General features: G+C 38.4%; 17 protein-coding genes, 1 tRNA gene and 1 pseudogene. 9 read left to right on the forward strand and 10 right to left on the reverse strand.

The window, feature by feature from the left end:
• A partial coding sequence (locus EAH57_RS15345) for a phage late control D family protein (protein ID WP_215624553.1) occupies window positions 1–709 on the reverse strand: 709 nt, incomplete at its 3' end.
• 291 nt (window positions 710–1,000) lie between these two features.
• On the opposite strand from EAH57_RS15345, the gene EAH57_RS15350 reads away from it, so the two are divergent.
• Together EAH57_RS15350 and EAH57_RS15355 are read left to right on the forward strand one after the other, a co-directional pair.
• A complete protein-coding gene (locus EAH57_RS15350; protein WP_005196462.1) occupies window positions 1,001–1,879 on the forward strand; it encodes a homocysteine S-methyltransferase family protein in 879 nt (292 codons plus the stop codon).
• A 9-nt stretch (window positions 1,880–1,888) separates the two neighbouring features.
• Window positions 1,889–3,217: a basic amino acid/polyamine antiporter gene (locus EAH57_RS15355; protein WP_121930807.1), complete on the forward strand. Its 1,329-nt coding sequence runs from the start codon at window positions 1,889–1,891 to the stop codon at window positions 3,215–3,217.
• Between the two features lie 145 nt (window positions 3,218–3,362).
• Here the strand turns inward: EAH57_RS15355 and EAH57_RS15360 are convergent, their stop codons facing one another.
• The 4 genes from EAH57_RS15360 to EAH57_RS15375 all read right to left on the reverse strand — a co-directional run bounded on the left by EAH57_RS15360 (window position 3,363) and on the right by EAH57_RS15375 (window position 9,222).
• Window positions 3,363–5,690: a TonB-dependent hemoglobin/transferrin/lactoferrin family receptor gene (locus EAH57_RS15360; protein WP_121930808.1), complete on the reverse strand. Its 2,328-nt coding sequence runs from the start codon at window positions 5,688–5,690 to the stop codon at window positions 3,363–3,365.
• 473 nt (window positions 5,691–6,163) lie between these two features.
• Window positions 6,164–7,666, reverse strand: a complete 1,503-nt coding sequence (locus tag EAH57_RS15365) for a tripartite tricarboxylate transporter permease (RefSeq protein WP_121930809.1) — start codon at window positions 7,664–7,666, stop codon at window positions 6,164–6,166.
• Between the two features lie 13 nt (window positions 7,667–7,679).
• On the reverse strand, window positions 7,680–8,123 hold the full coding sequence (locus EAH57_RS15370; protein WP_121930810.1) for a tripartite tricarboxylate transporter TctB family protein: 444 nt from the start codon (window positions 8,121–8,123) through the stop codon (window positions 7,680–7,682).
• A gap of 58 nt (window positions 8,124–8,181) precedes the next feature.
• The gene (locus tag EAH57_RS15375) at window positions 8,182–9,222 is read right to left on the reverse strand and encodes a Bug family tripartite tricarboxylate transporter substrate binding protein (protein ID WP_121930811.1); all 1,041 of its coding nucleotides are present in this window, start codon (window positions 9,220–9,222) and stop codon (window positions 8,182–8,184) included.
• Between the two features lie 693 nt (window positions 9,223–9,915).
• Between EAH57_RS15375 and EAH57_RS15380 the strand changes: the two genes are divergently transcribed.
• The 4 genes and pseudogenes from EAH57_RS15380 to EAH57_RS15395 all read left to right on the forward strand — a co-directional run bounded on the left by EAH57_RS15380 (window position 9,916) and on the right by EAH57_RS15395 (window position 13,497).
• Window positions 9,916–10,845 (forward strand): LysR family transcriptional regulator, encoded by a 930-nt coding sequence (locus EAH57_RS15380; protein ID WP_121930812.1) that lies wholly within the window; start codon window positions 9,916–9,918, stop codon window positions 10,843–10,845.
• Window positions 10,846–11,292: 447 nt separating this feature from the next.
• A complete protein-coding gene (locus EAH57_RS15385) occupies window positions 11,293–12,084 on the forward strand; it encodes a substrate-binding domain-containing protein (protein WP_121930813.1) in 792 nt (263 codons plus the stop codon).
• A gap of 260 nt (window positions 12,085–12,344) precedes the next feature.
• Window positions 12,345–12,587, forward strand: a pseudogene (locus tag EAH57_RS15390) (helix-turn-helix domain-containing protein); the annotation flags it as partial.
• 544 nt (window positions 12,588–13,131) lie between these two features.
• Window positions 13,132–13,497 carry a hypothetical protein gene (locus EAH57_RS15395; protein ID WP_121930814.1) on the forward strand — a complete coding sequence of 122 codons (366 nt, stop codon included), beginning with the start codon at window positions 13,132–13,134 and terminating at the stop codon, window positions 13,495–13,497.
• A gap of 287 nt (window positions 13,498–13,784) precedes the next feature.
• Here the strand turns inward: EAH57_RS15395 and EAH57_RS15400 are convergent.
• From EAH57_RS15400 to EAH57_RS15410, 3 genes are all read right to left on the reverse strand, one after another.
• Window positions 13,785–13,874 (reverse strand) — tRNA-Ser (locus EAH57_RS15400).
• Window positions 13,875–13,960: 86 nt separating this feature from the next.
• Window positions 13,961–15,991, reverse strand: coding sequence for an NADPH-dependent 2,4-dienoyl-CoA reductase (locus EAH57_RS15405; RefSeq protein WP_121930815.1), 2,031 nt, complete (start codon window positions 15,989–15,991; stop codon window positions 13,961–13,963).
• A gap of 358 nt (window positions 15,992–16,349) precedes the next feature.
• On the reverse strand, window positions 16,350–17,249 hold the full coding sequence (locus tag EAH57_RS15410; RefSeq protein WP_121930816.1) for a DMT family transporter: 900 nt from the start codon (window positions 17,247–17,249) through the stop codon (window positions 16,350–16,352).
• A gap of 262 nt (window positions 17,250–17,511) precedes the next feature.
• Between EAH57_RS15410 and EAH57_RS15415 the strand changes: the two genes are divergently transcribed.
• From EAH57_RS15415 to EAH57_RS15430, 3 genes are all read left to right on the forward strand, one after another.
• Entirely contained in the window at window positions 17,512–18,363 is an 852-nt protein-coding gene (locus EAH57_RS15415; RefSeq protein ID WP_121930817.1) for a LysR family transcriptional regulator, read from the forward strand.
• A gap of 661 nt (window positions 18,364–19,024) precedes the next feature.
• Window positions 19,025–20,374, forward strand: coding sequence for an argininosuccinate synthase (gene argG / locus EAH57_RS15425; RefSeq protein ID WP_121930818.1), 1,350 nt, complete (start codon window positions 19,025–19,027; stop codon window positions 20,372–20,374).
• A gap of 195 nt (window positions 20,375–20,569) precedes the next feature.
• Window positions 20,570–21,253, forward strand: coding sequence for a pirin family protein (locus EAH57_RS15430; RefSeq protein WP_121930819.1), 684 nt, complete (start codon window positions 20,570–20,572; stop codon window positions 21,251–21,253).
• A gap of 537 nt (window positions 21,254–21,790) precedes the next feature.
• Here EAH57_RS15430 and EAH57_RS15435 read toward each other — a convergent pair.
• Both EAH57_RS15435 and EAH57_RS15440 read right to left on the reverse strand, forming a co-directional pair.
• On the reverse strand, window positions 21,791–22,570 hold the full coding sequence (locus EAH57_RS15435; RefSeq protein ID WP_121930820.1) for a Bro-N domain-containing protein: 780 nt from the start codon (window positions 22,568–22,570) through the stop codon (window positions 21,791–21,793).
• Window positions 22,571–22,636: 66 nt separating this feature from the next.
• A complete protein-coding gene (locus tag EAH57_RS15440) occupies window positions 22,637–22,789 on the reverse strand; it encodes an Arc family DNA-binding protein (protein WP_121930821.1) in 153 nt (50 codons plus the stop codon).
• Window positions 22,790–22,819 lie beyond the last annotated feature (30 nt).

A 22,819-nucleotide genomic window follows, 5' to 3' on the forward strand; every position in this document is an offset into this window, starting at 1 on the left:
TGGCACTGCTGCGATGGTAGCGAATCGTTCTTCGATTTAAGGCTTGGTATTGGTTGTTGTCATCGATCAAACGAAGTTTTTGGGCTTGGATTGGGCTATTGCTGTTGGCAACGTTGAGTTGGGCTTCGTCGATAAGCCAGTTGATGCCTTCGCTTCTGAGCAGTCGCGTAATGAAATCATAGTCGCTTTCATTGGCTTGCATCACAAAGGGTCGGACATCGTAGTCTTGTGTCACGCCGCTAATATCAAGCGTAAGACTGGATGCAAATAAGGGACTGCGTTGTTGCCATTCTTTAAAAAGGGTTTGAACAATATCCAGTACGGTTTTATTCATAAACACGCGGCTGTTACGGCGTTTGTGCCACAGTGCAGTAGGGTCTTGCAGTTTGAGTTTATATAGGGTCAAACTTCCATCAGACTGCCCTTGTACAGCTTCGGTAATGATACCTGTGGTTCTAAATAATGTACCTGTGTCGGTGACTTGATCGACGGCGACCTGAGAGCCAATAAATTGTTTTAATGGGATGGTGGCATTGGTTGATAGGCAGATCAGTTCTGCTGTCATACCAGTATTGAGTTGATGTTGCCCTTGTATTTTTTGTAGGAAAACTTCTGTGTTGAGCGCTTGATTGGCAAATTGAATATGTATCGCGCGTTTTTGGGCGGTTAAGCCGAGTTGTTCTAATGCAGCATAAATAGTCTTGAACATCGCTTCTTATTGAATTCTTTTAAACTTGACGCGCATTTTACAGAAAAAATCGCGTTTGTGATCAGACAGTTTCGTCTATTTGTGACAAATTATTATTCCTTGTCCATTTTTTTATTAATTCTCGCTGGTATTTTCTATTCAAGTTACTCATCTAACAAAAAGAGATAGATAAAAAAAAAGCTATCAATTTTATGTGATATGGATATAAGAATATTTGGTCTTTTTGACCCTTAACACTTTATTTAGTTCAATTATAATTGCCTTCTTAAAAATTAAACATGATTTAACTTTATGAAAATATTAGATGGCGGTTTTGGTCGAGAACTTGCGCGTAGAGGAGCACCTTTTCGTCAACCAGAATGGTCTGCTTTAGCTTTAACAGAAGCGCCAGAGATCGTGAAAGAGGTTCACTTAGATTTTATTCGAGCTGGCGCAGAAGTCATCACAACCAATAATTATGCTGTTGTTCCATTTCATATCGGTCAAGATAGATTCGACAATGAAGTTAGAGATCTAGTTCAAGTCGCTGTGAATCAAGCCAAACAGGCGGTCTCAGAAAGTGACAAAGATGTTTTAATTGCGGGTTGTTTGCCACCACTGTTTGGATCTTATCGAGCTGATTTATTTAAACAAGAAGAAGCTCAGAAATTAGCAAAGCCTATTATAGAAACACTTTCTCCACATGTTGATTTTTGGCTAGCTGAAACCCAATCCTGTATTGCAGAAGTCGAAACTGTCCATGCTTTATTGCCAAAAGATGATCGAGATTTTTGGGTTTCTTTCACCCTTCAAGATGAAATCCAACAAGAAAAGCCGCTTTTGCGTTCTGGTGAAAACATTGAACAAGTCGCAGAACTACTCAAGCGATTAAATGCAGATGCCGTGCTGTTTAACTGCTGCCAACCCGAAGTTATTTTACAAGCCATCGTAGCAATCAGACAACTTCTTCCTGACCATATACAAATTGGCGCCTATGCCAATGCTTTTCCACCGCAAAACAGTGAAGCAACGGCCAATGATGGTTTAGATGAAGTACGTGCTGACTTAAATCCTGATCTATATTTAAAATTTGCCCAAGCGTGGAAAAATGCGGGCGCAACCCTGATTGGTGGTTGTTGTGGTATCGGTCCAGAACACATTTCAACACTCTCAAAGTTTTTAAAACAGTAAGTCTGCTTTATGTCTACCTCTAAAATTGGCTTACTTTCTTTAACCGCCCTTGTCTTCAGTTCAATGGTCGGATCTGGGGTGTTCAGCCTCCCTCAAAATATGGCATTTGTCGCGAATGGCGAAGCTTTATTAATGGCTTGGCTCATTACGGGTGTGGGAATTCTTTTTCTCGCCTTTGCTTTTTTATATTTAACTCGGCAACGCCCTGACCTAGACGGCGGTATCTATAATTATGCACGTGAAGGGTTCGGTGAACTTATTGGCTTCTGTTCCGCATGGGGTTATTGGTTGTGTACAACTATCGGCATTGTGGGATATGTAGTAATTGCATTTTCTGCCGTGGGCATGTTCACAGATCGTCCTGATCATGTTTATTTCGGTGAAGGAAATACTCTTTATGCACTGATTGGCTCTTCAATTTTTGTGTGGATGGTGCATTGGTTGGTAAGCCAAGGCATTAAAGAGGCTTCACTGGTCAATTTAATGGCCACCATTGCCAAAATCATTCCGATTGTAATCTTCATCTTTTTTACTTTTATTGCCTTCAAACTCGAACTTTTTAAGCAAAATTACTTTGATTTTTCATTACAAATGCCGGTGTGGGAACAAGTCAGGAACTTGATGCTGATTACACTTTGGGTATTTACGGGCATTGAAGGTGCTGTGGTTTTATCATCACGCGCTAAAAAACGAAATGACATTGGTCGTGCCACAATATTGGGGGTATTACTGGCATTAAGTTTCTACGTTTTGGTCACTGTGCTTTCTTATGGTGTGGCCAACCGCGCAGAATTAGCCGATATGCATAATCCATCCATGGCAACCATTTTAGAACAATTGATTGGCTTGCCAGGAACGATCATTATCACTTTGGGCTTGATTATTTCAGTATGTTCTTCTTATTTAAGCTGGACGCTTTTCGCCACTGAGATTCCTTTTCTCGCTGCCAAAAATAAAGCATTCCCGCAGTTTTTCCTTAAGACTAACCGAAACAATGTTCCTATCGCATCATTGTGGTTAACCTCAATTGTGGTTCAAATCTCATTGATTGCAGTATGTTTTTTTGACAAGAATTACATGCAGTTATTATTAATTTCTTCAGTGATGATTTTATTACCATACTTTCTTGTTTCAGCATTTTACTTAAAAGAATCTTTGCGAAATAAACGTTCTAAGCATGTTTGGATTGCACTCATTGCTGTGCTATACGCCTCTTGGTTACTTTATGCCGCAGGAATCTCACTGCTACTGCTTTCAGGCTGTTTGTATTTAGTGGGTTTGTTTATCTTTTTTTACAGCAGATATGCAAATAAAAGAGAGAGCTATCACAAGTCTTAGGGGAATTTTAAATTGATCCTCAATGAGTTAAGGATCTTTTTCATTTAATAAAACGGTAGTATAAAACAAATAAAACCCCTTTTAAACAAGGGGTTTTATAACTTTTTCAAAAGAAATTTAGCTCTAATTCAGCTCTTAACCAAACTTAGAATTTTTGAGAAATACTGAGTTTATAATCTCGCCCTGTACCCGTCATATACTCCCCCAAATACATCTTGTACTCTCGATCAAATAAGTTATCTATCGAAAGATTTAAGGCTGGTCCTTTTTCGCCTACAGGCTGCCAGTCGATGTAAACACCATGCAGTGAATATCCCTTGGTTTTTGGTAAAGAAAATGAGGATGCGGCAATCGACTTATCATTATCGGAAAGACTGCGATCTTGTGCAGCAACAAATATCCCTCGCCATCCCATCGTTAGGTGATGCTCAGGTACATTGACACCTAAGGTTGCTGTTGCTTTCTTCGGCGGGATGTCTGTCATCCATGTTTTTTGATCAAACCATGGATTAACAGGTGAATTGTCACGTTGTCCCCGAATATATGAATAAGTCAAACCTGTAAACCAAGTCGGCTGATTATAGAAAATCTCCGCCTCATACGCTTTGATCGTATAGTCTGTGACATTACGATAGAAGCCATGATGATACTTTCCATTACAATCATTGATGCTGCCATTACCACCATTGGCATTATTTTCTGCTTGTGCTTTACAGAAAGTCGATCGGTTACGGAAGATTTCATCACCACCGCGATTACGGTGATAAGTCAGACGAACTTGTAGATGATCATCTGTCGCAAAGATATCATCAAAATTCATTTCACTTCCTAGACGGATCGCCAGCATTTTCTCTGGCAATAAATAACGACTGGTTGATGGTACCGAAGTCATTGCAGATTGCACATAATATTGTTCGTCTACGCGTGGGGCACGCCATGTTTTACTGATATTGGCAAACCACGTCAAATAGTCCGCCTGCTTCCATGCCAATGCCAACCGTGGTGACCAACCTGTATAAGTTTTACTAGAATAATCATGCCCCGCACTTGGGTCATTAAAACGTGGTGCGCGGTTTGGAGTGCCTGTATTGGTAATATGATCGTAGCGAATCGAGGGAGTAATGGTGAAATTGTTGATTTGATACTGGTCTTCTACAAATGCACTCAGCATCTGCTGATGCCCTGATGGCATGTAGTTCGGCTCATAATAGCCAAAGTTATAATCAAGTTTATTGGAATTATTCTTATCATAAAGAAGTGAGTTCTGTTCCATTTTTTGATATTGCGTACCCACTTTTAATTTATGCGTACCGTATTGGGTTTCAATATTGCTAATGTTACTGAGCTTAAATGCAGTATTGGTATACTTCACCCAGCTTTCATTTCCCAATAATGCTGCAGAAGCATTAACACTAGGTAATCTTTGGTCGTGTTGATTCGTCTTCGAATAGGATGCAACAGCTTTCAAATTCAGATATGGATTTGATTCTGGATTGAGTTCATAGCCAATCGAATAGCTTGTATCGTTCTGATCGCGATAAACCAGACGACGTTTCCAAGCTTCCTCATAGCCATATTTTTTAATATCTGCCTCAGTTGGTACAGCGTCTTGATCACGCATGGCCGCAAATGGCTCCCACCCCTTATGACCACTTTGCATCGCATTTAGCGTAATTTTTTGGCTGTCTGTAGGATGAAAATTAAGCTTAACCAAATAAGTATTTTGCTCTTGTGCAGAATATAGAAATTTGCTGCCATCTGGGCGTTTCACATCCCCACTATCTCGATTGGTATAGTACAACATCCCATCAGCCAGACCATTTTCAGTCTGACCATAAACGGCCCCAGTATAGGTATTTTGTGCATTATTTGAGAAGCGTGAATACTTTAAAAAAGCACCGACATTGTTATCACTATTAAGCAAATCGGTTGCATCTTTGGTTTCTAAAGTGACTTTACCGCCGAAGCCACCATTTCCTACTTCAACATTATGTGGACCTTTATCTACAGTAATTTTCTTTAAAATTTCTGGTTCAATAAAAACCGAACCTTGACGATATTTATCAAAACTTTTAATCGAATCATCCAAGCTAATCGGCACATCCTCAACGCCCCCCATCCCAAGGATATTGATCGTTTGACCACCCGGTCTTGGTGAACCTGCAGAACCAACACTTGGCATGTTATCTAATAATTGCGCAACATTATTGGCTTGATAACGATCAATCGCTTTTTGGTTTAAAACACTTTGCCCAAACTGAATGGTATCTTCTTTTTCAGCTTGTACAACAATCGGAGTCATCTGATAAATTTGATTCTGAGCATCCACATTCGCTACACGTTTATCTTCTGTATCTATCGGCAGCTTTGAGCTTTCTGCATAAGTCTGAGACATAAGCCCCATTGATAAAGCAATTGCGATAGCCAATGCATGTGGTTGGACAAGTGTATGAGTATTGGGAGATTTGGACATATAGATTCACTAAATTTAATCAAGATCATAGGTTGTTCTAAACACAACTGATCTCTAAGCTAGAAAAATTGAAATCAATAAATTATTTGAAGTACGTTATCGAATCACTATTTCTTAAAGCAAAGACCATCTGAGAATTGTTAAAAATGCATAACATTAGAATAAACAATGCAAAATAGCATTAATGATATTAATTATCATTTACATTAGTGCGTTTGTAAATGGATTATTATGTTTTTTAAAGGTTTTACGCCTCACATTTTTTGACCAGACATTAAATTTTTTTTTATGATGCACTTGCTAAGTGAATGTTCGATTGATTTATATACAGGCTTATTCACTTGAGAGTTATTTTTGCCGAATAATATCTTAGGGATAAGTTTGTGCAACAAAGCCCAAAGTATCTAAAAAATTCAATCAGATTTAGTTTTATATTCATTAAAAAAAGGTCAGGAATCCTGACCTTAAAGTTGTTATTTATGCATATTTTTTTTAATAAATAAGTATTTTCTTACAAAAGGTAATATCAAAAGTAGTCCAGACATCACCCATAATCCTATACTTATATTGCTATCCCACAAAATGCTTAACTCACCATGGGAAATAGAAAGCGCACGGCGTAGATTTGACTCCATGAGTTCGCCAAGGACAAAACCTAAAATTAAGGGTGCCAATGGAAAATCAAATTTCCTCAATACATAACCAACAACGCCTAAGCCTATGCAAAGCAATAAATCAAAGATCGTACTATGAATAGCATAAACGCCCACAAAGCTAACAGTTGCAATCACGGGAATAAGAATATAGTTAGGAATATTGAGTAGCTTGGCAAAAAAGCCAACCAACGGCAAATTCAGAATCAGAAGAATAATGTTCCCAACCATGAGGGAAGCAATCAGTGCCCAGACTAATACAGGTTGCTCTGAAAACAATTGAGGGCCTGGCGTAATATTATACAAAGTCAAAGCGCCCATCATAACAGCAGTCGTACCCGAACCAGGCACACCCAACGTTAACATAGGAATAAATGATCCACAGGCAGCGGCATTATTCGCACTTTCAGGAGCAGCCAATCCTCTTAGATCACCCTGCCCAAACTTACCTTTTTCACCAGCCAGTTTACGTTCCGTGGTATAGGCCATAGCACTCGCGACGCTGGCACCCGCACCCGGTAAAATTCCTGAGAAAAAACCAATGAATGAGCTTCGTATGATCGTTGCTAAAGAACTCATAAGCTCTTTAAAGTTGAATAAAGACCTCTTACCTTGAGCGAGTACTACTTTTCCGATGGTTGTTCTTTCAAGTAACAGAAGGATTTCACTGACACTAAATAAGCCGATCACAATTGTTGTAAATGCGATGCCATCACTTAGACCAACACTATCAAAAGTAAAGCGATATACACCTGTAATTGCATCCATTCCAACCGTTGATAAACCTAACCCCATTAAAGCCATGATTAATGTTTTAAAAGGTTGTGTACTCACTAAGCCTGTTAAACACACGATCGCAAAGACCATCAAAGCGAAGTATTCAGCAGGCCCAAATGCAATTGCCCAGTTTGCGAGAATAGGTGCAAAGAAAACAATTCCAATAAAGGCAACCAAGCTTCCAATAAAGGAGCTTACGGATGAAAGTGATAGAGCAATGCCCGCTTTGCCTTGCTGTGCTAAAGGATAACCATCCATAGTGGTCATAATCGCACCTGCATCACCGGGAACATTAATCAAAATTGCTGATATTCGCCCCCCATATTCGCAACCGAGATAAACTGCGGAGAGTAAGATCAAAGCACTTTCCACAGGTAAACCCAACGCGTATGCAAACGGTAAAAGTATGGCAACACCGTTAATAGGCCCCAAGCCCGGCAGCAATCCCACAATCGTACCAATAAATGCACCAATAAATGCGATTAATAAGTTCTGTGGCTGCAATGCAACTTCAAAACCGGTCATTAAAAAACTTAATATGTCCATAAAGTTGTCATCCTTAACCCAACAGTCCCATTGGTAATGGCACATCTAATACACGGTCAAATAAATAATAAGTTGTAATACCTAAAACACAGGCGGTGATAATGGTGGGAAGTGTTTTCCCTTTAAACAGTTTTCCGAGCGCGATCGTCAGTAGTGTTGTTGCAATAATGAATCCCAACAACTCAAATAAAGCGGCATACAAGGTCAACGCAAGTGCACACAATGCAATTTTAAAAACTAAATGTTTGCTCCAACCCAGCTCAACTGGTTCAAACATAATCGTGGGTCTAACCGTCAAATAAGCTGCGCTTACAGTGATCAGTCCCATAATCAAAATTGGAAAGGCTCTAGGGCCAACAGAGTCATAGGAAATTGGGGCATCAAAGTTACTTGCATAAATCACCAAACCCAAACCACAAAGGGCAATAATCCCCGTTAGGATACGTTCTGATTTCATCACTATTCCTTAACTCAACAAAAAGTACCAAACCTGTGGTCTGGCACGTATTCATTGATTATTTTGATAATTTATATTCAGCAGATAATTGACGCATTTGGTCAGTTTGCTTATAAACATAAGCTGTGATTTGGTCGCCAGTCAGTGCAAATGGCAAAAGATCTTGATTATTACGAACAGTTTCGAATTTTTTGTTTTCCATCATTTTATCGAATGATGTTTTCCACCATTGATATGCATCATCACTGACTTGAGGACCCATGTAGAAACCACGGATCACAGGCCATTCAATATCATAGCCCTGCTCTTTCGCAGTTGGTAAGTTTGAAAATTTGCCTTGTAAACGCTCATTTGCAAATACAGCAAGTACTCGTATTCTTCCCGCTTCTAAATTTGAACTGACTTCACTAATATTTCCAACTGCCACTTTGACATGCTGACCTAAAAGTGCAGTTAAAACTTCACCCCCTCCCTCTAGAGCAACAAAGCTCATATCAGCTGGGTTAATTCCTGCCTTTTTGGCAAGCATTGCTGATTGCATCCAATCCTGACCACCTACACTTCCAGCACCACCAAAGCTAATTCCCTTAGGATTTTTTTGTAGATCCTTTATGAGATCATCTAAAGTTTGGTAGGGAGAATCTTTATGCACGGCGACCAGACCATAATCGACGGCAACACCTGAAAGCCATTTCACATCTTTTTCTGTGAAATTTCCAAATTTACCTTGAGCCAAATTCAATAAAGACCCTGTGGAAAATGCAATCACTGCCTCATTATTGGCAGGGTCATTGCCTACAATTTTATTATAAGCAACCGCTCCGACACCACCGGGCATATAAGTCACACGAATTGGATCATTCAAAACCTCAGTTTCTTTAAAACCTGATTGAATCAATTTGCAAGTCATGTCCAAACCACCACCAGGCTTTGCAGGGGCAATACATTCAGGACGTTTAGGCTGCCCTACCTCTTTTGCAGCACTACCTGTATTACATCCAGTAAAAATCAAGCTCGAACATGCCACTAACGCGAATGAAAGTTTTTTCATTGTAAAAATATCCTTTAAGTCATCCATTACAGTTTTTCCGACTACCATTTGGGACCTCCATGGCCTTTGTTTGGTCTTGGTGATTTGAAGTTTTTTTGAAATTCTTTTTTAAACAGTGCGTTTTGACGTAATAATAGAAAAATGAAGCTTCAGCCCAACCGAAACTGGCGCTATTACTAACTTTTTATAGATATAAGCAAACACCGTGAATACGATAAAATTCGTATGCGTTTCTAAACTAACTTTTGTCTTTGTATGATAAGTATTCACAGCAAATTCATGTGACATCGCACATTCACAAGCATGCAAACATTTCCGGTATAACGCAGCATTCCCGCTGCCAACAATGAGAACATCGTGCATCGATCTCTTCCCTCTCAAATTTTCCTTACTTTAATTTGAAAAAGGGAACTTCTGTGATAGCGAAGAATTAAAGGGGTATTTAATTATTTTAAATAGTGTTTAATTTCATAGTGTTCTAGCATTAGATAAGACCCGCACAAAATAAAAATAAAATATTGTTTTAATTAAAGTAATATTAAAAAAATCTGCAAAAATCATTTTTAAAAAAATATGACCTGAGTCTTTAAAACTAAGAAATTACATTCTCTCTGCTTAAGATCAATATATTTTTTGCTTGAATAATCATTAATTTTGTAGACACTGTTAAAGTTATATTACTTGATATGTTGAGTAATATTTTATGAAAGATTTAACATGGATGCTTAGAGAGTTTTTTTCATGGAAATTAAACAAATAAAATACTTTTTAACAGTGGTTGAAGCTGGAAGTATTGGAAAAGCTGCGCAGAAACTTGATATTGGCGCATCAGCTATTAGTCAGCAGATCAGTAAGCTTGAGCAAGAATTGAGTATACGTTTATTACAGCGGAATGCTTTTGGAGTATCACCAACACCAGCAGGACTTGCATTTTTAAAACATTCACAATTAATTCTAAGACAGATCAACTTTGCAATTGATGCGGCGCACTCAGCAAGACTTTCAGGTCATGTCAGTATTGGTTTGCCACCAACGATTACGGCCTTGTTGGGGATACCGTTAATGAAATTGATGTCAGAACGCTATCCTGATATCCGTCTTGAAATGATAGAAACCTTATCAGGTAATCTGATACAAGCAATTAATTCACGACAACTTGATCTCGCCATTATTTTTACCAATGAAGTAGACAGGCAATGGTCTATACAACCATTGGTTAGAGAGCAAATGTATTTAATGGGACGTAGAGAAGTCTTAGAAAAACATCATCTTAATGACTGTATCAAGAGTGGTGTGATTCAATCTCAACACATCGGCGATATCCCCTTAGTTCTACCTCGTCAAAGACATAGTTTGAGAAAGTTCTTGGAACATAAGATTGGGGTAGTGAACGTAGCTTATGAGATTGATGGCTTACATTTACTCATGGATAGTCTTATTCATCTGGACCTAGTAAGCATTCGTCCGGGGAGTGCTTGTCTACAAGAATATAAACATAAATTACAACTACTTAAAATCGTAGACCCCGAAATTGAACGTATCAATTATTTAGTAAGTCTCGCCGAAGAACAATTGTCTCCTGCTGCATTAGCCGCTAAATCAGCCATAAAAGCTTGTGTTAAAACGCTTATACAAAATCAAAGCTGGCCATGTACTGAGTTAATTCTCTAGAACGCCATTAATTTTTTTAAACACCTCATTAGTTTTAGCTTCTCACTCCTGACTTTTATTTAGGTTTACATTCTTGATTGAGTAATAGACTTATTTCGAAATATCGATGTCATGTTCATCGTAAACATAAAGCATCACTCTTTTACTCAAAAGATTCTCTTTAATCTCATTTAAGTTGAATCTATTTGATTAAGCATCAGATCAGTCAAAGTAAAGCATAAGAATATAGAACAAGGAGGTTTCTAAATGCCAATATATAAACACCCCAGCTAGTTTCTAACTCGTCACAGATCTCATACTAATTTTTATCTTGTGCTATTTCATAACAACAGCGCCATGTCATGACGACGCTCAGGAAATAGTATTTAAAACAAAAATTTCGTTATTTATAAATAGTGTGATCGATCTAGTCATTTTCCATACTACGTCCAATTTAAGTGATATAACATGAAAAAATCTCCAATCTTAACAATTGTTTGCTTAGCAAGTTTTGGCTTGGGTTCAGTTGAAGTTTATGCAGATACACTCAAGGTAATTAGTTCTGGTGGGTTTTATTCTTCTATGGAAAAACTCATCCCTCTTTTTGAGGAAAAAACAGGTCATACGATTGAGTTGTCTTCTGGTTCATCGATGGGAACGTCAACCACCTCTATTCCGAATCGATTAGAACGTGGTGAACAATTTGATGTCGTCATTCTTGCCTCTCCAGAACTAAACAAACTGATTGATAAAGGTTATCTTGACTCAAATATGCATGTCGATTTAGTGAACTCTAGCATTGGTATGGCGATTCCCAAAGGTGCTAGAAAGCCAGATATTAGTTCTGCTGAAAACTTTAAAAAGGCATTATTGAATGCACGTCAAATTGGGTATTCTGCGAGTGCAAGCGGAACACATCTTGAAAAAGATGTTTTTCCGAGTTTTCCACCGGTTGAATACAAAGTAATTGCCAATAAAGCTGAAAAAGTTGTAGGTGATCGAGTTGCGAAACGAATAGCTGAAGGACAATTCGATATTGGTTTTCAACAAATTAGTGAAATCAAGCCCTTCACTGGCAAGTATGGGCAAGTCGAGTTAGTTGGACCTATTCCAGCCCCTTTTCAAAAAGTAACGATATTCTCAGCAGGTATGGGAAAAAATTCTAACCATAAGGAGTTAGCGAAGGAATTAATCCAATTTGTGAAGTCACCGCAAGCAACTCAAATTATCGATGATCAAGGTTTAGAACAAATCAAATAAGATTTCTAGATCTTATACAATGTAATTTTGTATTTTGAATCTAAGCTATTTAACCCACAAAAAATTCCATCTTTGATTGAACTACACCCTCAAAGTTAGACAACATCCGTCTAATTTTCAGGGTGCTTATAATGGATTGGCCGCACCAATTCCCCTCAATGTTTTAGTGATTTCACCAGAGAAGGCTGCTGGCTTATATAACTTCAAGAAAGAGTGATACTGGACTGCTCCCAGTATCCTAGGAAAGTGAGAACAATCCAGCCCAACGTTTGCACATGTCTAACCGAACATTAAGAAGACATCTCAACGAAGTTGGCGTCTCATATCTCGGTTTATTAGATGAAGTAAAATATCTAGAAGCAGCGAGACTTTTATTGAGTAGTGATATGGAAATACAAGAAATTGCGCTTTATTTAGGATATATCCAGCCTGCTAATTTTGCACGAGCATTTAAGAAATGGAGTGGAGTAACCCCTATTCAATTTCGTAAGCACATCAATTAAGTTGAATCGTTAGCAATTTAGTAAATACCTTATTGATGCGCTCCGCTGCATGAATAACCGTGCCAAAAGCATTACCAGACGGATAAAGATGAATCTCATCTGTTCGAATAAATATGAGCGTATTTTACAACAAAATTACGTTTGTGATCAGACCGTGCCGTCTATTTTACTAATTCAAGGGATATTTTATAGGCGGATTTTCTTATTACAAATTAGTTATATTCCTATTCTCTTAGATTTTTATTATTTTATTGGTTTACTTCATCTACATAATAAAGCTAGAAATTAGCCTCTAGCTTTAATGCTTGTATTTTATATCCACTCAAAACTCGATCTGTCTTTTTTATCAGCTCAGCAGTAAAGTACAAGTATTTACATGATCTATAAAGATTTGTGTCAATGTTCAGCTAAAATCAAAACAAAGAAGCGATTGGTGGATATGCATCATTCAAAAATCTACTGACTATAAGTATGGTGATTTATCGATTCTTCTGATGTAGCCCAACCCACTACGTCATTTAATAAAGCAACACAGGATAATTTTATGGACAAATTAATACAATGCCCTAAATGTGGTTCCACAGAAGTTGAAAAGCGCGATCATGATAAATTGCTGAGAACAACTGGTGGTGTCTTAATGACCGCGGCCGGAACTACAGCAGGCACAGTCGGGGGCGCTGCAACAGGTGCTTCTGTTGGTGCAGCCATTGGTACGGTGGCTGGTCCTTTAGGCGTGATTGTCGGTGGTACTGTTGGAACATTTGTTGGAGCGATTAGTGTAGGCATTACAGGTGGGTGGGTGGGCAATATTTTCGGAAAAAAAGCTGGGGTGATTATTGATAAGAATATTTTTCAGGATTATCTCTGTCTGAAATGCAAGTACCGTTTTAAAGAAAATAGCATCAAGTAGAATTAACCAGAAAAATCAGATGATTAGCCAACAAGCTACCCTCCTATGATATTTTAATGAAGTTCCACGCCCTTCATAATCTACACTTGTGTTATTGACTCACAAAATACCCCTTCAATCGTAAAATAATGGACTTATAAAGACCAATCACATTTCAAACTTTCAAATACGGTCTTCCCATTTAATTCTTATTTTATCCAATCTAATATTTTATGTGAGGTAGGTTGAGGGGTAAAACAACAGATAAAAAATAAGCCCTTGTAAAAACAAGGGCTTATTTCGATATTTGGCGGAAGCGGTGAGATTCGAACTCACGGAGGACTCACACCCTCGTCGGTTTTCAAGACCGGTGCATTAAACCGCTCTGCCACGCTTCCATGTGCGTAAGAATACAAAGCTTGTTTGCTTTATTCAAGGAATATTTAACTACAATGTATTCAAATGCATATTGTTTCATCAATTGTTAAAGTCGAGCAGCCAACTCTGCGCCATCACGAATCGCACGCTTGGCATCAAGTTCGGCAGCTAACTTAGCACCACCGATAATATGGTAGTTTGCAAAAGTCTGTTCACCCTCTTTAGGCATTAAATCTTTTACCGACTCTTGCCCAGCACAAACCACAATCGTATCAACACGTAATAGCTGATCGTGTCCGTTATGCTCAACCCATAAACCTTCATCCGTTACGGCTTTATATTGCACGCCACGAAGCATGCGCACAGCATGTTTTTTCAATTGTGCACGATGTACCCAACCTGAGGTTTTGCCTAAGCCAATACCAAGGGGGGTAGTCTTACGTTGCAATAAAAAGATTTGGCGTACAGGCATCTCAACTTCTGGACGCTGCATTCCCCCTTCAGAAATATAATTCGGATTTGGATCAACGCCCCATTCCCGCTGCCAATCTGCAAGCGGTTGTGGCTGAGGTTGATGTTCAGGTTTTAATAAAAACTCCGATACATCAAAACCAATTCCACCAGCACCAATCACTGCAACTTTATGACCGACTTCTGCCCCTCTTAATACTTCTGCATAAGATAAAACTTGTGGAGCGCTACTACCTTGGATTTTTAAAGCGCGAGGAACAACACCTGTTGCCACAATCACTTCATCAAAACCTTCACGCTCTAGTTGTTCACGACTGACTTGGCTATTCAAACGTAAATCAACGCCTGTTTGTTTGAGCTGTACTTTAAAATAACGAATGGTTTCGTGAAACTCTTCCTTACCCGGAACAACTTTGGCCAAATTAAACTGACCGCCGACATCGTTATTTGCTTCAAACAAAGTTACTGCATGTCCACGACTAGCTGCAACAGTTGCCGCTGACATCCCCGCAACACCACCGCCAACAACTGCGATACGTTTTGGTTTTTGAGTTTTGATATAGACCAGCTCTGTTTCAAAAGCAGCACGAGGATTGACTAAACAGGTTGCACGTTGATTTTTAAAAGTATGATCTAAACATGCTTGGTTACATGCAATACAGGTATTAATTTCATCAACACGATTGGTCGCGGTTTTATTGACCCAATACGCATCCGCTAAAAATGGACGTGCCATTTGCACCATATCGGCTTTACCAGAAGCGATAATATCTTCTGCGACATCTGGCATATTGATACGGTTTGACGCGATCACGGGAATAGAAACGTGCTGTTTAACAAATGCGGTATAATCCACAAATGCGGCACGAGGAACAGAGGTCACAATAGTCGGAATACGTGCTTCATGCCAACCAATCCCGGTATTTAATAAAGTAACACCAGCTTTCTCTAATGCTTTCGCAACTAGAATAACCTCTTGCATGGTATTACCGTCATGCACTAAATCCAGTAGAGATAGACGGAAAGCAATAATGAATTTTTCACCAACTTTTGCACGAATTGATTTAACAATTTCCACCGCAAAACGCATACGATTTTCAATATCACCACCCCAACGATCAGTACGTTGGTTGACATGACGACTTAAAAATTGATTCAGTAAATATCCTTCCGAACCCATAATTTCAACGCCATCATAGCCTGCTTTCTTCGCTAAACTGGCACAACGCGCATAATCATCAATGGTATCTAAAATATTTTTATTGCTCATTCCACGCGGTTTAAACGGTGAAATGGGTGATTTCACAGAACTTGAAGACACCACAAATGGCTGATAACCATAACGACCCGAATGCAAAATTTGCATTAAAATTTTAGCACCATGCTTATGTACGGCATGCGTTACCAGACGATGATGCGGAATATCGACTAAGCTATTCATGGTACCACCAGCAGGTAACAACCAACCTTGACGGTTTGGAGAAATACCACCTGTGATGATTAAGCCAACACCACCCTTCGCTCTTTCTTCAAAATAAGCAGCAAGTTTAGGGTAGTTAAAGAAACGATCTTCCAAACCTGTGTGCATAGAGCCCATCACCACACGGTTCTTAATGGTGGTAAAGCCTAAATGTAATGGTTTTAAAATATTTGCATAGCTAGTCATGGTATTCCTTCTCTATTTTTTGGCTTTGCAACTTGTTGCATAGTACTTTAATACTTTTTTGGCGTTTTGGGATGACTATTTCTCATATTTTCGGTGTTGAAAGTGTCAATTTTACATGAGTATCTCGACATTTTTATTTAAATAACAAAGCAGAATAATGACTTACAAATAGACTTCTTTCATAAATACCTTTTTGATTCTCGCTATGGGAGAAACATAAAGAGATATGAGTCATTATGAATAGAGTCTCATGCATACAATGCTTATCCAATCCTTTGAATAAATTAAAATAAAAATCAGCCATGTACAACATAACTGATTTTTTTGATAAAAAGTGAAATGACCTTATGCAGGTCGATTAAGTAATGGCACGATTTCTCGGTATTTTCATTTTCAAAGCACTGATAAAAATTCCTAAGCAAATAAACGCCGCGCCAATTAAAATATTGACTGTTAATGGTTCATGCCAAACTAAATAGCCAAATAACAAACTTAAGATTGGAATACACATAATTGAAATTGAAGCAATAAAAGTATCGACCTGACTCACAATCCAATTCCATAACACAAAGGCAAAACCTGTCCCAATCACAGCGATATAAAACAGCATCGACTCATTTAGAGGATTTAGCCAAACTTTAAAATCAATCGGTTCAAAGATTAAAGCTCCCACTAAAATGGCACTCCCCCCCATCAATAATTGCCAAATTGTGAGTTTTATTTTGTCATAAGTGGCAAAATTCTTTTTGATATAGACCGTTGCCATGGCCCAAAAAAAGCCAGAGAACACCAAAACGACTTGCCCCATCAAGGATACATTCATATGTAGATGATGAAGTTGTGGCCAAAGTATCGCAATCAACCCTAAACTACCAAAAAACAAGCCCAAAACCTTCTGAGCATTTAAACGTTCATTTAAAAAATAATGCGCTAAAACCCCAATGAAAATTGGCATGGTAAACACCAAAACAGCGGATAGACCTGAATCAACAAATTGCATCGCAAAAGTCTGTGTCGCGTAAAAACCAAAACAAATAAGCAAACTTGAAATGATCAATGGCTTCCATTCACCATGTTGAGGCAGAATAGATTTCCTCAAAATTAGTTGCAGTACCATCAGCGTCAATGCCGCTAAAATCAGTCGTGTAGAAATAAATAAGAAGGGTGGAAAAACCAGTAGGCTATGTTTGACCAGTCCCCACAACGATCCCCAAACCAGACACAGTAACGCGATTGCACTGATGACTCTAATATTCACGAGTTCTACTCAACAGATAGAAAGTGTGACCAGTTTAAATAATAAATGACATCATGAATAATGCTATGTTTTAATACATACATCATTTTTTATGATGTCACTTTGAAAAATGATTGTGTCCATTTTTTGGAAATAGAGTTCTTCCATAAGCGTTCAACCACTCTGTGTATTTCTTCCATCTGGAGAATGAGCAATGATTGAAGTTCCGCAAGGGATTTATGCAAGCGCTCTAATGAATGAGTTGTAATATTGAGGATAGAGCGTGAATATTGACATTAACGATATCAGATCATTTGTCACCGTTGCTGAACTAAAAAGCATTACGGCAGCGGCAAATAAGCTTAATTATTTACAATCCAATATGACCGCTAAAATTAAAAAAATTGAAAATCATTATAAACGGCAGCTGTTTATTCGTAAGCCTAAAGGTGTGGAGTTGACTGAGTCTGGAATGAATTTATACACTCAATATAAAAAAATGATTTTCACATGGGAAGAAACTGAAAACAAACTGTATCAACAAGAAAACTGCTTACGTTTCGGCACCAATACCAGCTTAGGCGGCATGCGTTTTTATCCCTCTTTTAGTCAGCTCTATTCGGCCTACCCTGACCTTTCAATCACCATGAAAACAGGTGCAACGGGTTTTATCGAAGATGAAGTTTTACGAGGAAATCTTGATATTGCTTATGTACTCGGTCACCCCACACAAAAAAATCTTCAATACATTCAGAAAGCTGATGATCAACTGGTGATTATTGGTAAAAATGTCATCAATCACGATAATCTTGAGGATTGCCTCAATCATCAGAATATTCTGCTTGCTTCAGAGGAATGTTGTTATGCCACCACACTGAATAATATTTATGCAGACTATCAACTCAGCAAAGGTGAGTTAACACATATTTATGACCATGAAGCTTTAGTTCATTTTAGCCAACTGGGTATGGGTATCTCGATGATTGCCAAATCTCTAATTAAAAAATTTAATATCCAATATTATATGGAAACACCTGAACCCTATCGGAATATTGGTTTATATTTGATCGCTCGTCATGATCATGTATTTACCCCGATTGAAAAACAATTGATCGGCTTAAATGATTCGCTTTAAGTTAGGTCGATGATTTCGAGAAATCAATATGCATATTAAACCTAAACTTTTATTCCACGGTTCATCCCAACATCTTGAACGACTGCAACCCACTCAAGCAGTGGGCGATGGACTGATAATGCTTTTGGTATATATGCAATCGAAAATAAATTGATCGCTCAGTTATTCTCAATTCAATATATCAGCCTAGCTAAAGACGCTAGATTCGCGATTAAGCTTGAGAATAATCAAGTGTTCGTGGAGCTAGATCGGTGTACTGTCAATTGGGAGCGTGTGGGTTATGTCTATACTCTACCGTCTGATCACTTTGTTAAAGTTGATGATCTGCAATGGCTATCGACGAAAAGTGTGGTGCCACAGAAGATTGAACAAATTAATCCTTCCGATTTTAAAAAATACATACGCCAGTTATAAAAACGAAAATATCTGTCCTCACAACCATTGGATGTCGCATTTTTTATGCGTTCTGATTTGCTTGGCGTGGGTTACTTGAAAATTGCGATTAAGATTAAAGCAATGTAACCTCTAAAAAGGTTTAAATTTTCCTTAAGATCAACTCGATTTTACAAAACCATGACGCACGAAAAGTGTTACAATAGTTCCGATTTTTGATTATCCAAGACCACCTGTTCGGGGTCTTATTATAACGTTAGGACAAGCAATGACTGATAATGCAACTATCTTGCAGCACGTACCTGTAGGCAAAAAAGTTGGGATTGCCTTCTCTGGTGGTCTCGATACTTCAGCGGCTTTATTGTGGATGAAACAGAAAGGCTCAGAACCTTATGCTTATACCGCAAACTTAGGTCAACCTGATGAAGATGACTATGATGCGATTCCAAAAAAAGCAGAAGCTTATGGTGCAGTCAAAGCTCGATTAATCGATTGTCGTTTACAACTTGCCTTAGAAGGTATTGCTGCGATTCAATGTGGTGCATTCCACATTAGCACTGGCGGTGTTCCTTATTTCAATACCACGCCGTTAGGTCGTGCAGTGACAGGTACGATGCTTGTAACTGCAATGAAAGAAGATGACGTCAACATTTGGGGTGATGGCTCTACTTATAAAGGTAACGATATTGAACGTTTCTATCGTTATGGTTTGTTGACCAATCCAGATTTAAAAATTTATAAGCCTTGGTTAGACCAAAACTTTATTGATGAGTTAGGCGGCCGTGCCGAAATGTCGCAATTCTTAATCGACAACGGCTTTGACTATAAAATGTCAAAAGAAAAAGCCTACTCAACTGATTCAAATATGTTGGGTGCGACGCACGAAGCTAAAGATTTAGAATATCTCGATGCTGGTATTAAAATCGTTGATCCAATCATGGGCGTTGCGTTCTGGAAAAATGATGTCGAAGTTCTGCCAGAAATAGTGAGCGTAACTTTTGAAGCGGGTACTCCTGTTGCTTTGAATGGCAAACGTATTGATGATCCTGTTGAGCTTATTTTAGAAGCCAACCGTATCGGTGGTCGTCATGGTCTAGGTATGTCTGACCAAATTGAAAACCGTATCATCGAAGCAAAATCTCGTGGCATCTATGAAGCACCGGGCATGGCGTTATTACACATCGCTTACGAGCGTTTAGTGACGGGCATTCATAACGAAGACACCATCGAACAATACCGTATTAACGGTTTGCGTTTGGGTCGTTTATTGTACCAAGGTCGTTGGTTTGACTCACAAGCACTGATGTTACGTGAAACAGCTCAACGTTGGGTTGCAAAAGTAATTACAGGTACTGTGACTTTAGAATTGCGTCGTGGTAATGACTACACCATTATGAATACTGAATCTCCTAACCTCACTTATGAAGCTGAGCGTTTAACCATGGAGAAAGGTGATTCTATGTTTACGCCGATGGATCGTATTGGTCAGTTAACGATGCGTAACCTAGATATTACCGATACTCGCGCTAAACTCAGTCTCTATACAGAAACAGGTTTACTCGCTGTGGCACAAGGTTCAGGTTCTGCGATTCCTCAACTTGAGAATAAATCAAAATAAGTGATTGATAAATAAATTTATCTCACCTTAAAAGGCTGAATAATTCATTCAGCCTTTTTTATTAATCATGATAAAGATACATAAAACAAAATCATTCTATTTATAGAACAATATGTCGCACTAAAACACTATTAAGCATCATTATGAACCGATAATATTATCTTTAAGCAAAACATAATAATTTGGAGATGAAAGATGAATGCTTATCTACATCGTAGTGAAAACCGTGGCCATGTCAAAGCAGGCTGGTTAGATACTTATCATAGTTTTTCATTTGGTAGCTGGTATGATCCTAAATATATGGGTGTTAGTGCGCTACGTGTGATTAATGACGATACGGTTGCCGCACATAATGGTTTTGGTACCCATCCCCATGACAATATGGAGATCCTAACCTGTGTACTCGATGGTACGATTTCACATAAAGACAGCATGGGAAATGAAGGACAAATCAATGCTGGTGAATGGCAGTTGATGAGTGCAGGTACGGGTGTAACCCATAGTGAAATGAATAAGCATGATAAAGCCGTGCATTTATTACAGATTTGGATTCAACCGAATGTGCAAGATGCTGAGCCAACTTATCAGCAAATTTTGCTCAATCCTAAAGATCATCCAAACCAATGGCATTTAATTGCTGGCGATGAATCTGCACCCATGTTGATTCGTCAAGATGCTGAAGTGAAAACTGCGGTGATTGAGAAAGATCAACATTTAGAGATTGCAGCACAAAAGAAAGTAAATTATGTACATGTGATTTCGGGTGAAGTAATGATTGCTGATCATTTGGTTAAAGCGGGCGATGCTTTGCTGTTTGATGAAACTGCAACTGTTACCGCACGACAAGACAGCCAAATGATTTGGTTTGATTTACCGTAACCCACTGTTCTAAGTTGTAGACATTAAAAAAGCCCGATTTACGGGCTTTTCTACAACCTTGAACATTTTTAAAAACGATCAGAATCGTTTCGTTCGTTGTTAGCTGTTATATACGGGTTTGTCATATCTTTGTTCATTTAGGCAAGATCACTCTTGAATCCCAAATAGTATATGACTTCCGTATTGTTTAAATTATCACCATTTTCAATTCGGGTCAAGGGGTTTGGAATATCACTGACATTCTAAAAAGCTAAGCAATAAAAAGACTGATAAGTTTTAACCTATCAGTCTTTTTTAAATCTTGGTAGGTATAAGCAGACTCGAACTGCTGACCTCTACGATGTCAAGATTGCGTCAAAAGCGATCTAATCAATTGAATAATAATAAAATAATGCTCATTTTTCACCTAAAAATCAGGTCAAAAACTGCTTACCTAACTTCAATAAAATCAGTCATTTAGAAATTCATTCCCCGAAAGTTTTTCGAGCGTTTTTTGATCAAAAATTAAAGTTAGCTCTATAAATTTCTGGGAAGAAATTACAGTAATTTTAACCTTTCATTTATGGTTAAATTCCATTGATGAGCATCCAACTTTCTGCGTAATGCTGCTTTCTCAGATTCATCTACATAACCCCAAGCGACGAATGAACCATCTATGAAATAGTCGTGTACGGATGAGGCAATATTCGGGTTAATTTTACGGATAGCATCACCGTACTCTTTCCACCACTGGCGACACCAAATCATGCAATGTGCTAAAGCGATCATATTCATGTCTGCCGTTCTATGCTCTCTGTGGCTAAACAGAGCAATCAGATGATGAACGTATTCAACTGCTACAGGGATCTGATCAAGTGAGATCTCATCTATGCCTTTCACACTAAAGCGTTGGTGTATGAGTTTGTAGGCATCGGAAAAGTTAAGATGTTTTGATTTAGCCACAAGCATATTTACTGCATCGTTTAAAACCACACGTTCAGTTTTATGGTTCTTGGTTTTAGGCTGCACTTCCCTATCCAAAATATCTAAAACCCATTTACGGAATTCTTTAGCGTCTGGCGTACGGGCAAACATAGCAATTAGATGTGCACCACGGAGTGAAAAAATCCGTAACCTCAAATTGAGGTTCTGAGGATTCTCAATTAAGCGAGTCATTGAAGTAGAAAATTCTTCTTCTTTTCTTTTGAAGATCTGATTAATTTTATCTGTACGTGAATAGCCTAATACCTCAGCTAGTTCAGCGGCTGTTAACCAAATTTGGTCATCACTTTGTTGTACAGGATGAAATTGTATTGCGTTAAATGTTAGACTACTCATGTCTTATCTCCAAAGTTGAGACAGAAGCCCCTTGTCCGCCAAGATTCAGGGGCTTCTTTGTTTTCATTAACTATTTGTCTGTTGTTGTTTAAGCCACTCTTCAACAATAAAATTCAAATGAGCTGTTACCGAGCGTTTATTCTCATCTGCATTTCTTTTAAGTTCATCAACCAATTTTTGTGGCATACGAACATTAACTTGTTTATCTTGTCTCGCCATAACGAATCACCAGTAAAGCACCGTGATTCA

The sequence above is a fragment of the Acinetobacter sp. 2JN-4 genome, assembly GCF_003687745.1.
GTDB classification, from domain to species: Bacteria; Pseudomonadota; Gammaproteobacteria; order Pseudomonadales; family Moraxellaceae; genus Acinetobacter; species Acinetobacter halotolerans.